Below are 15,257 nucleotides of genomic sequence, written 5' to 3' on the forward strand. Positions count from 1 at the left end.
CACGCTTTTCGGCTGAGCCGGGTCGCGCAGGGACGGCTCAGGGCTGAATCGAGACATTGCAGGCGCCTATTTCGACCAACGGTTCCCTACCCATGAAGAGATCAGCCATGTCCGACACGACATCGCCACGTTCCGCGATTGCCAGGCACTCGCTTCACGATGCGATCACCAGCCATCTCCGTGACATGATCATCGAGGGTGAGCTCGAGCCGGGGAAACGGATCTACGAAGGTCCACTTTGCGAACGGCTCGGCGTCTCGCGGACGCCTCTACGAGAGGCGCTTCGCTATCTGGCCAGTGAGGGGTTGGTGGAACTGACGCCACAGCGTGGCGCCTCGGTTCGACGTTTCTCGGCAAAGGACATCCAGGACATGCTGGTATTGATCCGTACGCTCGAGGAGCTGGCAGGGCGCTTGGCCTGTACCGAAGCGAGCGACGAGGAGATTGCGGGGGTGCGCGCGCTGCACAACGAGATGCTGGTTCACTATCGCGAAGGAAACCGGCTCGACTATTACAAGACGAACCAGCGCATTCACTCCGCCATCGTGGCGCTGAGTCACAATGACTCGCTGGTTCAGGTTCATGGTTCACTTCAATCGAAACTCAAGCGAGTTCGATTCATCGGGCACGAGGGCGAGGAGAAGTGGGCGGCAGCCGTTGCCGAGCATGAATCGATGATCGACTCTCTCGAGCGACGGGATGCGCCTGCCTTGGTAACGGCATTGAGTGAGCATCTCGAGCACGCCTGGGAGCGGGTGCGTGACGTCGTCTAGCGGGTGCGCTGAAGCCACGGAATCGTGTCAACAAGCGGGATAGATATACAAGAGCAGTTCTATTTTGTCGGCAATGTCTTACAAAAAAATCAGATCATTGGCTCTATTTCCCTCCCAGGGGAGAAGATAAAATCGAGATTCGTTGTAGATCCTTGGTTCCCCGACTTCGGTCGGGGATTTTTTTGACGCTGATTAATGATGTCCCCGATCCCTTTTCTTACGTTTCGCCACTACCTGTTCAGTCGGTTAGTGTGTTTTATCGTTACAAATCTCTACTAAACAACCCCTTAATAATTAACGCACGTTAATTTTAAAATCCTCTTTATTGGTGCAGTCTCAAGGTTATCCCTTGGAAGACTCGTACCTTCCACGGCGTGACGATTGAGCTTTTCACTGGTGGCCAAGGAAGATATCACGGTATTCACCAAGGACGGCTGCGCCAGGGAATCGGGGGCCACTCCCCCGGGCCGTCAGCTGGCCAGGCGCAAGCTGATCGAGAGCCCGGTCTTCCTCAGGAGGGCCGGGCTCTCTCTTGTCCGCCGTTGATGCACGACCGGGATGGACGGCAGCGAAATACAGGCTTGCAAAGGCCAAGTTCCCGGACTTACGATCTAGCCCGTGGCGGGTGTAGCTCAATGGTAGAGCAGAAGCTTCCCAAGCTTAAGACGAGGGTTCGATTCCCTTCACCCGCTCCATTTCAGTAATCAGACACGTCCGAAAATATCCCTCTATCGCCCTCCAGCCCGCACGGTGACTGGGCTAATCCGTTCGAATACGTCCAGACATCAACGCGGGTAGCCACGATCCTCTTGTATGGCCAGGTCTCAGCCATGCATGGAAGCTGGGGTGAAACGCGATCAGCTCGAGCGGCACCCGCTGGCGGATACCGCACTCGCCAAGCTCGAACCGGAATCTTGAGAGTATCGCGAAAGTCTCGATCTCGATCGCCACTATTTCGTATCGCCGCCTCCGGCCGGAAGCGGTGGGGCTCGGTCCAGTGAGCCGGCCACCGGCCGATCACCTGGATGGGGCTCGGCGGGCCCGTGCTCGGGCGCAAGAGGCGATCGTGTGACGTTCGGACCCGGCGTCGTTCGAGCTAGTCCTGCGCGGGCGGCAGCAAGCTCGCGCGGGCCTCGCCGGTGGCGAGAGAGCTCGAGTAGGGCGGCGCGCCCGGGTCGGCCTGGACGATACCGACAAAGGTGGTCATGACGCCGCTTCCGTTTCCGCCGCGTTCCAGGTGACCAGCGCCTCGGCGGCGCCGACACGATTGACCGAGACGTCTTCCAGTTCCTCGAATTCGTTGAGCATACGCTCCCAGGCGACGGGATCGTCCTCGTCGAAGCGGTAGACAGTGACAGCATACTGCTCACGATCGCGCGCCCGGGCGATCTGTCGCTGGATGCGGCGGGTCAACTGCTGATACGACGCGGCGGCTTTGAACTGTGCGGACATGACAGCGTGCTCCCTGAGATTGCTGGATATATGTACAGTATCAGGCAAGAGTCATCAAGTAGGCAAGTCGCTCGAATTGCTTACAGTCAGGCCCTCTTCAGGAAGATTCTCCAGCGGAAACCGCTAATCCCTGTGGCCAATGGGCTAGGGGACAGAGGATTGAAGGCCCATCGTGGCGATGGGCCGAAGGTAAGAGACTACATCTGTTCGTTTTGGGCGCCAGAGCCTTTGCGCGCTTTGCCGAGAGAGGGCTCCTGGCCCTCCGGCTCCGGCTGCTGACGTGTGGAGTACTCCGCTCGGCCGTCTAGCGACGGACCCGTGTTCCAGCGCCCCTCAGGCGCCTTCTTGTCGGTCAGGGTGTTGAGGTAGTAGTAGGAGTGCTCTGTCGCTTCGTGAGCCTCGGGGGTGGAGTTTGGAATCGGCAAATTCTTCTCGAGTCCGCCCAGCTCTTCGATCACCGCTAGCCACTGCTGTTGATGATAGGTGTCACGGGCGATGAGGAACGAGAGAAAGTCCTTCATGCCCTTGTCGTCGGTCCAATTGTAGAGCCGCGAGGCCAGGACGCGGCCACCGGATTCCGCAGCAACGTTGGCCATCATGTCCGCGGCGATGTTGCCGGTCGCATAGACATGGCTCATGTCGAACGGTACGCCGTTGGCATTGACCGGCATTGCCGACAGCCCGGACGACAGCAGGTGGCGCGGATTGGCGCCGCCGAGTATCGCGTTGATGATGGGGTCCTTGGCCGACTCCTCCTGATAGGAGACTGGGGCACCTTCCAGGTTGAGCGCGACGGCGTGGCCGAGCATCTCGATATGCGAGAGTTCTTCCGTTGCCGTCGACATGAGCAAGTCGCGGATGCGGTCATCGCCGCGTGCTCCCATGGCCTGGAAGAAGTACTGCATCGCAACGCGGATCTCGCCCTCGACCCCGCCGATCGCTTGCTGCAAAAGCATCGCGAACTGGGGATCGGGCGCGTCGACCTTTACGGGGTACTGAAGCTTCGATGAATGCTGGAACATGATGTTCTCCGCAGATGTTGGACCGCGAAATCGCGGCCACGCTGTGAGGCTAAATCAATGCGGAGGAGAGGCTCCCAACATACGTTAAGCTCGAGTGCCATTGGTGCTTTGTCTTCCACGAGGGAGGAGCTACTTCACGTCAACTCCTGTCCTGGGCCCGGCTCGGGCCCAGGACACGGCGAGTGAAGCAGGACGAGAAGGCCGAACCGCGTAGCTGAGAGACTTGCTGCCGGTCACAGCGAAAGGCACAACATCGGCTATTCTCAGGGAGTTATCTTGGCCCAATCCTCTGATGTGAACTTGCTTATGACCCGCTCAATTTCGCCGAACGATTTGCTGATCCGAAGGCTGCAAAGTATTCATCCCGTGTCGAATGAAGAGATCCGAGCGCTTAGAGATTTGCCCTTGGAGATAGCCTCGCTGGAACCGGGTCACGACATCGTGCGCATGGGAGAGCGGCCCACGCAGTGCTGCGTGGTGATCGAGGGCTTTACCTGCATCTACAAACTGACGTCCGACGGCGGGCGTCAGATCATGGCAATCCATGTCCCGGGGGATATCCCCGATATTCAGAGCCTGCACCTTGGGGTGATGGATTTTGGCCTCGCTCCGATCAGTTCCTGCACCGTGGGCTATATCCCCCACGAGAAGATACAGCAAGTGTGCGATACCTACCCTCGGTTGGGGGTCGCCCTGTGGCGCGAGACGTTGATCGACGCGGCCATATACAGAGACTGGATGCTCAACATTGGTCAGCGTGAAGCCTTTGGAAGGGTAGCGCATCTGGTCTGTGAACTGATGATGCGTCTCAAAGCGGTAGGCCTTACGGAAGGGAGCTCCTTCAAGTTTCCAGTCACTCAAGCGAATCTGGCCGATGCCTTTGGCATCAGCTCAGTCCACATGAGTCGAGTCTACGGGATGCTCGCCAAACAGGGACTTCTCCTGGTGACTCGAACTCATATCACCGTGCTCGACTGGGACGAGCTCCAGGAGGCGGGTGACTTCGATCCCACCTACCTTCATCTCGAAAGGAACGCACCAGCGTAAAGGAGAGTGCGATGCGCGGCGGGGAGCACCTCGACGATGTCGATCCTTTTTTCCCGAGACCCGAGGGAAAGGCTGCGACGGTGATGCGATGGGTGGCTGGACGAAAAAAGCCGCTCATGGTGAGCGGCCGAAGGGAACAGTACGAAAGCGAGTGTCGGTTCAAGCTGCGGAGGCTACCGCCCGCGTCCACGCCTGATCGCGGGACAGCTCGATAAGCAGTTCCAGCGACTGACTCAGGGTGTGCATGCGGTGGTTGCGTGAGGCGAAGGCGAATTGGTGATCACAGGTGCCAAGGAACTCGCCACACTCCAGGCATTTGATCTCGTCCCAGTCTCTGGCGGTATCGTTTGAGGCTGCTTCGTGATGCCCGCAGCGTGGGCAGGAAATCTCGTGTTTCATGATGGCCATCCTTGGCTTTCTGCTGGCCGGTCTTCCTGACCGGTCGATGTCTGGGAGATGCTCCTGAACTGGGCCCCGAGGCCCGACCTTCCGTCGGCGATCCGTGCCGACGAAAGCATCATGGCATGACGGGAAAAACTGTACAAGATTTGATGTTGTGTACAGGAAATGGATTTCAGACATGTCGGACTACAAGCAGCGCGAGTGGGTCAAATGGAAGTGGGGCGACAACTGGGCGGAAGGTCAGGTGACCCGGAAGTACCAGGAGAAGGTCACCAGGAAACTGCAGGGCAGCGAGGTGACGAGGAAAGGGACCAAGCAAATGCCGGCGTATCTGATCAAGCAGGAGGACGGTACTAGGGTGTTGAAACTGCATTCCGAAATCGAGAAAGCCTAGCCAAGGATGGGTGCCATGAAATTCTCGAAATTTGTACAACTTGCGCGTGACGGGCAGATCTCGGAGCTCCACATCGAGTCCGTAACGTCACAGTCCTTCCATTTCCGCGCCGTCGCTGAAGGATACGCCGTTGCCCTTCGCGATGAACAGGGAAGGCAGATCAGCGACCGGTCCCTGGGGCACGCGAAGCAGAGGCTTCGCAACGTCAGAGGACTCGAGAAACTGCCGCTCTACCTTGTCCAGCAACGGTCCGGTTCGATCATGGTCGGCAACACGGCCTACAGCACCTCGCACAAGACCCCGCTTACGCTGGATGCATCGCCCTTGAGCGTTGCCATCGGAGTTGTCGGAGAGACGGTTGGGACTGCTGACGCCCAGGCGACCCTGTAATGAAGACAAGCTACCCTGACCAGTTGTAAACGTGGGAGTGAAGCGCCCCAGCCTGGGCGCTTTTTTCGTGCCTGCGATCAGCGCTCGGCGTTGTCCCGTACATACCGGGAGATCTGACCCAGCAGCGCACGGAAACGCTGGAGAGCTACTCGCGGTGCGAGGAGGGCGATGTGAGTTGCCCAGGCAGTAGAAATCTTCCTCGTGGCCGGTTCCGCGTCGGTCCCTGAAGCTATTCACGATGTATGGGAAGGGTGATCTTGAGGTTCTTCACCTCATCCCCTTCTTTCCAAATATTGCAGGGGAAGTCGAAATGATATTCCGCCTCGGCCCTGAGCATATCGATTCGGCGCACGAGGGCATTCCGGTAGAAGAACGTGCTAGCTGGTATGGTACGGCACATAACTTTGTCAGAGTGTGTGATGCGGATAGGGAATGATTCATTCTGAGTGTCTTGCCACTCTACGACGAATGGCTCGAGCCCCGTTTCGACGAGACGTTGAGCTTGCCTCTGATCTAATCGCATCGTCGTGTCTCCTCCTTGAGGCCAACTTAGACTTTTAATGTAAGCTAAACGCTACTGGCTGATAGGGCGCTCGAGCCTTGCCGCTATTGCTATGACATAACAGGCGGCACTAGGTTTAAGTTGAAACTGACTAATAATGGAGCATTCCTATGCCTCAAGATATTTGTGCTCGCTCTGAATGCGACGGCAAGGGCGCTAACCAATTCTCCGAGGGGTAGCGAAGCGGCGCTGACAGCGAGCCTGCACGACCGGCCATGTTGACGGGACCGGAGGCTGAGGGCGTGAGGTCGCGGGTGAGAGAAGACACGGTCACCATCGCCGGAGCTTGGCGGATAGGCACCCTTATGGGGCATTCGTGCAGTGATGGATTATCTGTATGGCTGAGTGTAAGGACGGCGAAAAAAATGCCTTGGGACTTCGAAAAACCGCCGCTGTTCGATTCCTTTCACCCGCTCCAGCCGATCCCGGCTGTCGTTGGCGCCTCTCCCACCCTACTGGGGCCTAGCCTCCTCGATTCCTCAATCTACCAGACGCCGCTTCAGCAGTGCCTTCATGACCTGCGCTGGTGTCTCTCGGGGATATGGCGAATCGTCTCGCGAAAGGCGGTCTTCTGCTCTACCGGCCGGGACCGTCGCGTTGGGTGACGTCGAGGAGAAATCGCTCTCCTTGGAGTGTCGCTCCGTCGGCTCGATCTGAGGCGGAAGTGTACTGGGTGAATGAATATTGTGCTGCCATTCATAACGCGCGTCTTTGAGTCGCTGGCGGTGGTGATGGCGATTCAGCCACCTGGCTTCTTCGATGGCGGCGGGGCGATTGAAATAGACGTTCATGCATGCCCCCTCCTGCTGGAAATCGGCGACGACGAAATGTTCCATCAGGGTATTGGGGTTGACGGTTCTAACGAAATAGCGGTTTGACATGCGCTTGCTCCCACCTTAGCCAATGCTCGACCGTGTCTTCTATCAAGGAGTACGCATTTAGCTTTCACCTGGATGCAGATTGGATATTAGCTTTTCTGTCACACTAATGTGAAGCGAAAGTAACAAAACCAGGGAAGGGGTTGATCTTACAAGCGATTTTAAAGTGCATTATCGTCATCTCAATAACTGGGGGTGAATTTCCAGGAATCGACGCCTTAGTTGGCAAAATTGACGTGGCGTTCCAGCAAGTACCAGACGAGATCCCAACAAGCATCATCGGCACCGGATCGATTCCATGTCGGAACGATGCACTTCCGACACACGGTTCGTCGCAATGGGGCGTCATTTGTCGCTGACTGCCGACTGGCCTCAGCGAGAGTCGGGGCCTGTATCGGGCGCCGTTCCCTTCTTGCGGCGCTGATACTTATCGTAGGCCTGCTTGGCCGTGCGTTTGGCTTTCTCACGGTTTTCCGGTTTTCTCAACCAGTTGGCGATGGCGGCGCCGATCATCTTCTTCATGACATCATCCCGATCGATGGTGGTGCTACATCTCTCGTCAAGGGTTCGCGGGTATTCCTTCCTTCGTCACGACCCCACTAGTCGACGCTACCGATGGGGGCCGTATCGTTGCCGTTGAGGCGCTCGGCTTCCATTTCGGCTTCCTCCGGAAAGGCGTGGCGGGAGATGATCCAGCAAGGCTCCGCACCATCGTCGTAGCGTTGATCGACCACCAGCCACTCTGGCGCCTGGTGTGTTTCATTGATCGTCGAATGACGGACGACGAACGAGTTCAAGGTCGAATGCTCCTCTCGGATTGACGGCTTTCACCGGGTGTCGCGGCACGACCGACCGGTCGTGCTTCGGCCGCAGGTACGATCCGAGTCGGTCTTGCAACTCGGCGTGACTTCACGTTGTCTCGGTGCATGAAAAAAAGAGGGGCCGAGGCCCCTCGGCTATCGCCAGTGGACTATCACTGACTTTCGATGGCATCGCCAGCCGCGTCGCTGTGCCCCTCGGCGTTGATGTCGTCGAGGTCGTCGGATTGCTTGATATCCGTCTTTTCGTCCGTCTCGGCATCGACTGCGTCAAGGGACTGATTGGCAGCGTCGCTGTGACCGCTAGCCTGGTCCGAGGCCTTATCGCCATCCGTCGTGACGCCGCTGCCCGAAGCCATGGGCTGATTGTTCGCCTGCTCGGCTTCTTCCATGGCATCACTTTGTGCAAAGGTGCTGCCAGCGACGCCCATCAGCAACATGGCGGCCACCGCTGAGGTAATCAGATGCTTTCTCATGACAAATTCCTTTTGTGTATGCGATGTTTGTTGCGATATGCAACTCGAAGCACTTTCACTGTAGCCCATAAATGGCATTCGGCTAGAAAATTGACGGCACGAACGTTCATGGAGACCTTGAAGTGACGGCCGGTCGCTGCCATCTAACGAGTATTGCGGAGCGAAGCGCATCCGCGAGTGCAGTTTGACGATCCTGCGATGCAGGAGGGAGACTTTGGATGAATGCTCGAGACTATCTCGCCAAGCAGGGCATCGCGCTGGACAAGGAGCAGGACAGGCCCCAGTCGCTCGAGGAAAAAGCCTGGGCACGGGCGCGCGAGGCCGCCGAACATGGTCCGAGAAGTGGCACGCCGCATGATTGGGAAGACTGGGAAAGGCATCACGAGGAACTTGCCTCGGAGTCTTCCACCATTCAGACCAAGGTGAACAAGGCGCGCTTCACCGACGATGGTCACTGACCAACGACAGCGTTCGCGGTCAAAGGGCGCTATGCTGTGGCGGGGTGAAGCATTATCAGTCGGCGGGATGTCGCCATCCCGTTGTTCAGGCCGGCCGGTTCGACGGTCGCCTGAAACTCCACAATGGATTGTTTGACGCCAATAACGATGTCGTTCTGAGCAAAGGAGGCTACATGGACATCATTCGCATCATCTTCGCCATTCTCTTGCCGCCGGTAGGGGTGTTCCTGCAGGTTGGCCTGGGACTGCAATTCTGGATCAATATCGTGCTGACGCTGCTGGGTTACATCCCGGGCATCATTCATGCCGTCTGGATCATTGCGACGCGCTGATACGGTTTCAGCGATTCCCTTCTTCGGCTTCCCTCGGGAAGCCGTCGTCGTTTCAGCGGACTCGATAACGATAGAGAATACGCTCGTCCTTGCGGGGGCCGACGATTCGCCACTCCAGATCGATACCGTCCGATACCAGTGTGAGCGAGGCGCTATAGGCGTCGGCGGCGCACTGATGGACCTCGGCGCTGACCAGGGTGTCCTCGTCACTAGCAATGAGATCGAAAAGCCAAACGGCAGCGTCGGTGCCACGGCGTTCGTGGGACAGCGAGATCCGCTCGGAATGAAGATCCCAGCGATAGACGTTGCGCATCGGTATGCTGCGATCCTGGCCATCGGGCGTGAAGGTCCCGGACTCGAAAAATCGCACGGTGTCCTGTTGTCGAGCCACGTCGACCGTGCCGCTACCCCAGCCGTCCCAACCTACTGCCGAACCCGCCCCCGATTGCGCCACGAATTCGAAGCGCGACAGGCTGGGCAAAACCGCGCTTAGCCGTATAATGGCTGTCAACTTATCATTTTTCACAGGTTGACCTGCATGTCTTACCTCGTTGGCGTCACGGCGCTCTGGGCCTTCTCTTTCAGTCTGATCGGTGTCTACCTGTCAGGGCAAGTGGATAGCTACTTTGCGGTCATGGTGCGTATCCTGTTGGCGACGCTGATTTTTCTGCCTTTCCTGCGGCCTGCCGCGCTGCGCTGGCCCTCGCGTCTGGGTCTCATGGCCATCGGCAGTCTCCAGCTCGGGGTCATGTATCTCTTCTTCTACCACTCGTTTCTGTTGCTGACCGTGCCGGAAGTGCTGCTGTTCACCATCTTCACGCCGCTCTATATCACCCTGATCGACGACCTGCTGGCGCGGCGCTTCTCGCCGCGCTACCTCGCGGTGGCCGTGCTGGCGGTGATAGGCGCGGCGGTCATTCGATACGATGGAGTCACCGCCAACTACTGGCTCGGCTTTCTGGTCGTGCAGGGCGCGAATCTCTGCTTTGCACTGGGCCAGGTCGGGTATCGGCATCTGGCGCGGCGCTTGCCGACCGAACTGGCGCATCGCCATCTGTTTGGCTGGTTCTATCTGGGGGCTCTGTGCATCGCGTTGCCGGCTTTCTGGGTGCTGGGAGACGCCGCCAAGCTGCCCACCACATCGCTCCAGTGGAGTGTGCTGGGCTGGCTGGGAATCGTCGCCTCCGGGCTGGGCTACTTCCTCTGGAACAAGGGGGCCTGCCGTGTCGATGCCGGCACCCTGGCCATCATGAACAATGCGCTGATCCCGGCTGGACTGATCGTCAACCTGTTGATCTGGAACCGGGACGCCGATCTCGCGCGGCTGGGAGTCGGCGCGCTGATCCTGGCCGGTTCGCTATGGCTCAACGCGCGCTGGGCAAGAGGCCCGGCGGGGGCAGCGGCAGTGCCGGCGGCCACTCGTCCCTGACCACGAAAACCCGGCACTGCTTGCTGCTCGGCAGGACCAGCAGCAGGTGCGCCGACTTGCCCTGGTCGTTGAAATGCCTTGCCAGTGCGCCCTCCAGCGCCGCCAGCGGCGATGGCGCGGAGAGGGGCGGTGCGAGCCAGTGGGGCTTGATCAGCCAATGGCCAGCCGTGCCTTCGGGCAGTTGTCGCAGCAGCGCTGGCCAGACGCTTCGGTGACACCACAGGCCCTGCTCCGCGCTGTCATTGGCAAGGCGGGGTAGCGGCAGGCGTTGACCCCAGGGGTGGTAGAGACACCCGGGCATGATGATCCGCTGTTGCAGTGATCCGGCGGCGCCCAACGCCTGGCGTTGTCGCTCGGCGACGGGGGACAGGCCCTGGGGTAGCTGGTGTGACTGGAGGCGATGGCATTTGATGGCCAGCGAGTCGAAGCTCCCGACGCCGATCCAGCGTGCTCCATCGTGTCGATCCCCCGGGCCTTCCGGTAGACCGAGGAAGAACTTGATCGCCAGCTCGGCGTGGAAGACATCGGCTTTGCGATCGTCGGATGGCGAGTCGATGCCCGGCGTTGGCGCGTAGAGAAGGTCGAGCTCGCCCAGGGTCTGCCCCTTCTCGCGCAGCGCGATGTTGTGCGCCAGTAGGCGAGTGCGGGGGGCCTGCTCAAGGATCCACTGCCAAAGCGTCTCGTGGTAGATGCCCAGTCGCTGCGAGCGCCGCTTCAGTCGCTGTCGTTGAAAGTCGGCATCCAGGGTCTCCTGCTGCGCCAGCCAGGCCCGCCGGCGGTCGCGCCGGTCGAGCCCGAGTTCCGCCAGCGTCGGGCGGCCGAGGCAGCCAAGGGCGGCCATGTCCGGCGCGTGCAGCAACCACGCCATGTCGCGCACCCAGGGCCGGCTGAGTCCCGCCAGATCGTTCGTCAGTGGAGATCCCGGCGTCTGAAAGATGTCGAGGCTGACGGTTGGCTGCGAGGGGGCGAACATCGTGACTCTCTTAGCGCGGTCTGGCGGCGGTGCCGATCACGGTGGTGCCGGCGGCGACGCTGCGGGTGACGATGGCCGCAGCGCCGATCCGGGCATCTTCCCCGATTTCGATATTGCCCAGGATGGTGGCACCGGCCCCCAGGAAGGCGCCACGGCGGACCTTGGGGTGACGGTCGCCGCTCACCTTGCCCGAACTGCCGAGGGTCACCCCGTGGAAGATGGTGACATCGTCCTCGACGACGGCGGTTTCACCGATGACGATCCCGGCGCCATGATCGACGAACAGCCCGGCGCCAAGGGTCGCGGCGGGGTGAATGTCGGCACTGAACTGGACTGCCGTGCGGTACTGGAGATGGCTAGCCAGGTCGGTCAGCCCGTCCAGCCACCACTGATGGGCAATGCGGTGACACTGCACGGCCCGGTAGCCGGGAAAGAACAGCAGCGGCGTGAAGGGTTCGGGAATGGCGGCATCCTCGCGGAGCAGCGCGACCAGATCCCGCTCGGCGGCTCTGGCGATCGCCGGATGTCGGTCGAGAAGCGCCTCGACACGCTTCCGCGCTGCCTCCTCCGGCAACTGCGGCGTGGTCAGGGTCTCGGCAATGACCCGGGCCAGGGCGCTCGCAAAGTCCGGCACCTCCAGCAGGGCATGGCGGTACAGCGCGGACAGCAGCGTGTCCCGGTTCATCGCGCTCTTCGCGGCTTCGAGTAGCGTCTGCCACAGGGCGTCGGTATCGATTGGATTCGAGAAGGGAATCGGTCGGTGTCCGGTATCGGCGGGCCCGGTCTGTTCGGTGTCGAAGCGTGGTTTCATCGGCGTGGATTCGGTCTGCGTCGGGAGGAGTGGGGCCGGATCATCCGGGCTGGCGATAGAAGTTGAACTCTTGGGTTCGAGCCGTCCTGATCAGTGTCGACATCCAGCCGGGAGAGATGCTGCGGTGATGGAAGAACAGGGCGCCATGGGTGATATCGGGGAGCGTCCCGTTGAGCGCGCGACGCGCCACTTCCCTGGCTTCTGCGTACTGTTCGGGCTCGTTGGCTTCGTCGGGACGGCCATCGCACCACCAGGAGAACTGGCAGTGTCCATGCTCCGATCCTTGCTGAACGATGTCACACAGGCTCGAGGGAAACTCGGGGTTGCCCAGCCGGTTCATGATCACGTTGGCGACCGCCTGCATCTCGCGCTGATCGGTGCCCTTGGCCTCCCAGTAGATCGATCGCGCCAGACAGGTGATCGCATCATCGAGCGGCGCCAAACCCTGCGGATCGACAGCCTCGGTTCCCTCCGGCGTCAATCGCACTGCCTCGGGGGCGGGTTCGATCCTGTCCGTCTCGACCACGCGCCGCTCGAGCTGCACGGCCTTCTGCTTCGCGATCTCGGCCCTGGTCGGCGGTGGCGAGGCCGACGAAGGGCCGCTCGACAGCAGGCCGGCCAGGACGAGGCCGATCGCCAGGTGCCGATAGCCCCGCTCAGCCAGCGCTTTCATCGCTGCCGATCGTCTGAATGACGTCGAAGCCCTCGAACTTGGGTGGGCCGAGATAGAGGCCTTCACGCCGACTCTGGCCGGCGTTGGCATGGGCCGCACGGAATGCCTCGGAGTGGGTCCAGGCGTCGAAATCGTCGCGAGAGCGCCAGACGGTGTGGGAGGCGTAGAGCACGTGGTCCTCCTCCGCCGGGCCGCGCAGCATCTGGAATTCGACGAATCCGGGCAGCCCCTGGAGATGGGTCTCGCGCTCCAGCCATAGCGTCTCGAACTCCTCGGTGCGCGCGGGGTTGACGCGAAAGCGATTCATGGCGATGAACATGTGGTGACTCCTGCTGGGAAGAGCGGCGCCGGCGAGGAGATCGATGAAAGCCGTCGCCGCGAGTTTTCAGGCATGACTGGGCAACATTGCCAGCATCCGGTGGCCGAAGTCGAGTCGAAAGCGCCGTTGCCCCGGCGAGAGCGTTGACGTCGTCGCGAGTTGGTGGGCTAATCGTGGCCACGGTTCCCGCTCTCCGGTCGACACTCATGGACATTCCCCATCAGCGCCTGGTCTACTTTCGCGTCACGGTCGAATCCGGATCGCTGCGCAAGGCGGCGGCGCGGCTGGACATCGCACCTTCGGCGGTCAGTCGCCAGATATCGTTGCTGGAGGCGGCTTTCGAAGCGCCGCTGCTCGAACGCACGCCGAGAGGGATTCGCCCCACGCCGGTGGGCGAGATGGCGCTCGACTACTGCCGTCGACGCGGGGACCTGGACGACGAGTTCATCACCCGGCTGGAGGCCTACCAGCGGCTGGAGACCGGCACCATCTCCCTGGTCGTGGGCGAGGGTTTCATCAATGACTTGATCGACGCCCCGCTCAGAGCCTTTGCCGAACGCTACCGGGGCGTGCGCCTGGACATCGAACAGGCGGGTACGGACGAGATCATCGAGTCGGTGGTGGAGGATCGGGCGCATATCGGGCTGATGTTCCACGAACGGGTGCATCCGCAGATTCGCTTCTGGGCCTCCAGCGGCCAGCCGCTGTTGGCGATCTGCCCCGCCGACCACCCGCTTGCCGGGGACCCTGATCCGATCTCGCTGCAACGACTCAGCGGAATCCCGATGGCGCTCTGGAAACCGGGGCACGGCGTGCGCCGGTTGGTGGATCAGGCGTTCGCCGAGGCGGGCCTGCACCCGCAGGTCGCTGTGGAGACCAACTCGATGGCGGTGCTGCGCCGGGCGGTGGTCGCCGGCATGGGGATCACGCTGCTGCCGCGGTTTGCCGTGGCCCACGAGATAGTCGAGGGCAGCGTGGTGGCGTTACCGGTGGCGTCGGCACTTTTCCAGAACTCCCAGGCCCACATGATCACCCGGGTCGGCCGGCGCCAGCCGCAGGCGAGCCTCAAGTTGCTGCGCCACCTGGCGGCCTGGATGCAGGCCTTCCGTGCCCCGTCGTGAGCAACGACGTCACGAGGCCCTCGTCCGGTCGGTATCGGCGGGATACCCGCTAACGCTGCTCGAATCGAAGCAGGGTCCCCATGACACCCGGCGCAATGTCGGCCTGGGTTTCGCTGTGACGATGGTAGTCGACCCCGTGCTCCTCCCAGCAGGCGATCGCCGCTGCCAGGCTCCGACAGGTTAGGGTCAGGGCCACGGCGCGTGGGGGTTCCGCCTCGACCTCGCCGAGGGTGGGAAAGGTCGCCGCCAGCGTCCGGGCATCGAGCAGGTGGCAGTCCCCCTTGTGGGTGTGGATCGTCCATGCCGCGTCGCTGCCCCGGACCGAGCCGGCACCGTGAATGCGACGGAAGTGCTCGATGTCGTAATCCGGCTCATCGCTGACGTACCAGACATCGGCGATCGATGTCGCGGTATTGGCATGCGCCTCATGCGTCGGGTCGACGCGAAACAGCTCCGGGCGTAGCTGCTGGCAGAGGAACTGGGTCAGGAAGGGGCGTTCGGGGTCGTGGAGGATATCCAGTGCCACGCTCACCTCCTCATCGCGGCCGCCGGGCAGGTGGGCCATGCGGCGGAAGATGATCGGGCAAGCGTCGTTGAAGCCACGTGCCGCGACCAGGGCATGGTCGCGCTGGATGCTGTCGCTGTCCAGCGCCACCATGGCGATGCCGTCGCCTACCGTGATCAGTCGCGCTTCGACCAGGCGGCCGAACTGGAAGCCATTGGCATCCTGGTAGTCCAGGCATTCCGGACGACCGATGCCGATCAGTTCGATGAAGTTGTTGCTGAAGAACAGCAGGTGATTGTCCGTGCCCCACGGATGTTGATGCCGTGAATTGACGGTGAAACCGAGATCCCTGGCTGACTGGGCGGCATGATCGAGATTACTGACCGCCAGTAAAGGGTGATCGATGCCGAAGCTCATGAGCC

The 15,257-nt window shown here is 60.8% G+C and carries 22 protein-coding genes and 1 tRNA gene; 10 read left to right on the forward strand and 13 right to left on the reverse strand.

Translation table 11 applies throughout. The features are described from left to right. The first annotated feature begins 107 nt into the window (after positions 1-107). From AAGT95_RS13025 to AAGT95_RS13035, 3 genes are all read left to right on the forward strand, one after another. The gene (locus tag AAGT95_RS13025; RefSeq protein ID WP_342594046.1) at positions 108-773 is read left to right on the forward strand and encodes a GntR family transcriptional regulator; all 666 of its coding nucleotides are present in this window, start codon (positions 108-110) and stop codon (positions 771-773) included. A gap of 381 nt (positions 774-1,154) precedes the next feature. Continuing rightward, on the forward strand, positions 1,155-1,319 hold the full coding sequence (locus AAGT95_RS13030) for a hypothetical protein (RefSeq protein ID WP_342594047.1): 165 nt from the start codon (positions 1,155-1,157) through the stop codon (positions 1,317-1,319). Between the two features lie 75 nt (positions 1,320-1,394). Next, a tRNA-Gly gene (locus AAGT95_RS13035) sits at positions 1,395-1,468 on the forward strand. Between the two features lie 508 nt (positions 1,469-1,976). Here the strand turns inward: AAGT95_RS13035 and AAGT95_RS13040 are convergent. Both AAGT95_RS13040 and AAGT95_RS13045 read right to left on the reverse strand, forming a co-directional pair. After that, positions 1,977-2,225, reverse strand: coding sequence for a DUF1654 domain-containing protein (locus tag AAGT95_RS13040; RefSeq protein WP_110600839.1), 249 nt, complete (start codon positions 2,223-2,225; stop codon positions 1,977-1,979). Positions 2,226-2,422: 197 nt separating this feature from the next. Then, entirely contained in the window at positions 2,423-3,247 is an 825-nt protein-coding gene (locus AAGT95_RS13045) for a manganese catalase family protein (protein ID WP_110600841.1), read from the reverse strand. Positions 3,248-3,523: 276 nt separating this feature from the next. Between AAGT95_RS13045 and AAGT95_RS13050 the strand changes: the two genes are divergently transcribed. Further along, entirely contained in the window at positions 3,524-4,294 is a 771-nt protein-coding gene (locus AAGT95_RS13050) for a Crp/Fnr family transcriptional regulator (RefSeq protein ID WP_342588723.1), read from the forward strand. 159 nt (positions 4,295-4,453) lie between these two features. On the opposite strand, the gene AAGT95_RS13055 is transcribed toward AAGT95_RS13050, so the two are convergent. Continuing rightward, positions 4,454-4,693: a hypothetical protein gene (locus AAGT95_RS13055; RefSeq protein ID WP_110600843.1), complete on the reverse strand. Its 240-nt coding sequence runs from the start codon at positions 4,691-4,693 to the stop codon at positions 4,454-4,456. Positions 4,694-4,874: 181 nt separating this feature from the next. Between AAGT95_RS13055 and AAGT95_RS13060 the strand changes: the two genes are divergently transcribed. Both AAGT95_RS13060 and AAGT95_RS13065 read left to right on the forward strand, forming a co-directional pair. Beyond that, on the forward strand, positions 4,875-5,090 hold the full coding sequence (locus AAGT95_RS13060; protein ID WP_110600845.1) for a DUF2945 domain-containing protein: 216 nt from the start codon (positions 4,875-4,877) through the stop codon (positions 5,088-5,090). A gap of 15 nt (positions 5,091-5,105) precedes the next feature. Next, positions 5,106-5,480, forward strand: coding sequence for a DUF6482 family protein (locus AAGT95_RS13065; protein ID WP_110600847.1), 375 nt, complete (start codon positions 5,106-5,108; stop codon positions 5,478-5,480). Positions 5,481-6,521: 1,041 nt separating this feature from the next. On the opposite strand, the gene AAGT95_RS13070 is transcribed toward AAGT95_RS13065, so the two are convergent. The 4 genes from AAGT95_RS13070 to AAGT95_RS13085 all read right to left on the reverse strand — a co-directional run bounded on the left by AAGT95_RS13070 (position 6,522) and on the right by AAGT95_RS13085 (position 8,214). Beyond that, on the reverse strand, positions 6,522-6,923 hold the full coding sequence (locus AAGT95_RS13070) for a hypothetical protein (RefSeq protein WP_342594048.1): 402 nt from the start codon (positions 6,921-6,923) through the stop codon (positions 6,522-6,524). A 369-nt stretch (positions 6,924-7,292) separates the two neighbouring features. After that, positions 7,293-7,442 (reverse strand): hypothetical protein, encoded by a 150-nt coding sequence (locus AAGT95_RS13075; RefSeq protein ID WP_167404622.1) that lies wholly within the window; start codon positions 7,440-7,442, stop codon positions 7,293-7,295. Positions 7,443-7,519: 77 nt separating this feature from the next. Continuing rightward, positions 7,520-7,717, reverse strand: a complete 198-nt coding sequence (locus AAGT95_RS13080) for a hypothetical protein (protein ID WP_110600852.1) — start codon at positions 7,715-7,717, stop codon at positions 7,520-7,522. Between the two features lie 176 nt (positions 7,718-7,893). Beyond that, positions 7,894-8,214: a hypothetical protein gene (locus AAGT95_RS13085; protein ID WP_110600854.1), complete on the reverse strand. Its 321-nt coding sequence runs from the start codon at positions 8,212-8,214 to the stop codon at positions 7,894-7,896. A 218-nt stretch (positions 8,215-8,432) separates the two neighbouring features. Between AAGT95_RS13085 and AAGT95_RS13090 the strand changes: the two genes are divergently transcribed. Next, positions 8,433-8,672, forward strand: coding sequence for a hypothetical protein (locus AAGT95_RS13090; protein WP_342594049.1), 240 nt, complete (start codon positions 8,433-8,435; stop codon positions 8,670-8,672). 173 nt (positions 8,673-8,845) lie between these two features. After that, positions 8,846-9,004, forward strand: a complete 159-nt coding sequence (locus AAGT95_RS13095; protein WP_110717078.1) for a YqaE/Pmp3 family membrane protein — start codon at positions 8,846-8,848, stop codon at positions 9,002-9,004. Between the two features lie 52 nt (positions 9,005-9,056). Here the strand turns inward: AAGT95_RS13095 and AAGT95_RS13100 are convergent, their stop codons facing one another. Then, positions 9,057-9,485 (reverse strand): DUF6314 family protein, encoded by a 429-nt coding sequence (locus AAGT95_RS13100; protein ID WP_342594050.1) that lies wholly within the window; start codon positions 9,483-9,485, stop codon positions 9,057-9,059. A gap of 57 nt (positions 9,486-9,542) precedes the next feature. Between AAGT95_RS13100 and AAGT95_RS13105 the strand changes: the two genes are divergently transcribed. Further along, complete coding sequence (locus AAGT95_RS13105) at positions 9,543-10,433, forward strand: carboxylate/amino acid/amine transporter (protein ID WP_342594051.1); 891 nt, start codon at positions 9,543-9,545, stop codon at positions 10,431-10,433. On the opposite strand, the gene AAGT95_RS13110 is transcribed toward AAGT95_RS13105, so the two are convergent. The 4 genes from AAGT95_RS13110 to AAGT95_RS13125 are packed head-to-tail and all read right to left on the reverse strand — an operon-like array spanning position 10,369 to position 13,209. Then, positions 10,369-11,406 (reverse strand): DUF1853 family protein, encoded by a 1,038-nt coding sequence (locus AAGT95_RS13110; RefSeq protein WP_342594052.1) that lies wholly within the window; start codon positions 11,404-11,406, stop codon positions 10,369-10,371. The genes AAGT95_RS13105 and AAGT95_RS13110 overlap by 65 nt on opposite strands. A gap of 10 nt (positions 11,407-11,416) precedes the next feature. Further along, positions 11,417-12,217: a serine O-acetyltransferase EpsC gene (gene epsC / locus AAGT95_RS13115; protein WP_342594053.1), complete on the reverse strand. Its 801-nt coding sequence runs from the start codon at positions 12,215-12,217 to the stop codon at positions 11,417-11,419. Positions 12,218-12,257: 40 nt separating this feature from the next. Beyond that, positions 12,258-12,890: a cell wall hydrolase gene (locus AAGT95_RS13120; RefSeq protein ID WP_342594054.1), complete on the reverse strand. Its 633-nt coding sequence runs from the start codon at positions 12,888-12,890 to the stop codon at positions 12,258-12,260. Beyond that, positions 12,874-13,209: an antibiotic biosynthesis monooxygenase family protein gene (locus tag AAGT95_RS13125; protein ID WP_110600868.1), complete on the reverse strand. Its 336-nt coding sequence runs from the start codon at positions 13,207-13,209 to the stop codon at positions 12,874-12,876. The genes AAGT95_RS13120 and AAGT95_RS13125 overlap by 17 nt, the downstream gene beginning before the upstream one ends. A 206-nt stretch (positions 13,210-13,415) precedes the next feature. Here AAGT95_RS13125 and AAGT95_RS13130 point away from each other — a divergent pair, with 206 nt between their 5' ends. Beyond that, positions 13,416-14,330, forward strand: coding sequence for a LysR family transcriptional regulator (locus AAGT95_RS13130; RefSeq protein ID WP_110600869.1), 915 nt, complete (start codon positions 13,416-13,418; stop codon positions 14,328-14,330). Positions 14,331-14,379: 49 nt separating this feature from the next. Here the strand turns inward: AAGT95_RS13130 and AAGT95_RS13135 are convergent, their stop codons facing one another. Beyond that, positions 14,380-15,252: a VOC family protein gene (locus AAGT95_RS13135; protein WP_342594055.1), complete on the reverse strand. Its 873-nt coding sequence runs from the start codon at positions 15,250-15,252 to the stop codon at positions 14,380-14,382. Positions 15,253-15,257 lie beyond the last annotated feature (5 nt).

The organism is Salinicola lusitanus (assembly GCF_038648475.1).
GTDB classification, from domain to species: Bacteria; Pseudomonadota; Gammaproteobacteria; order Pseudomonadales; family Halomonadaceae; genus Salinicola; species Salinicola lusitanus.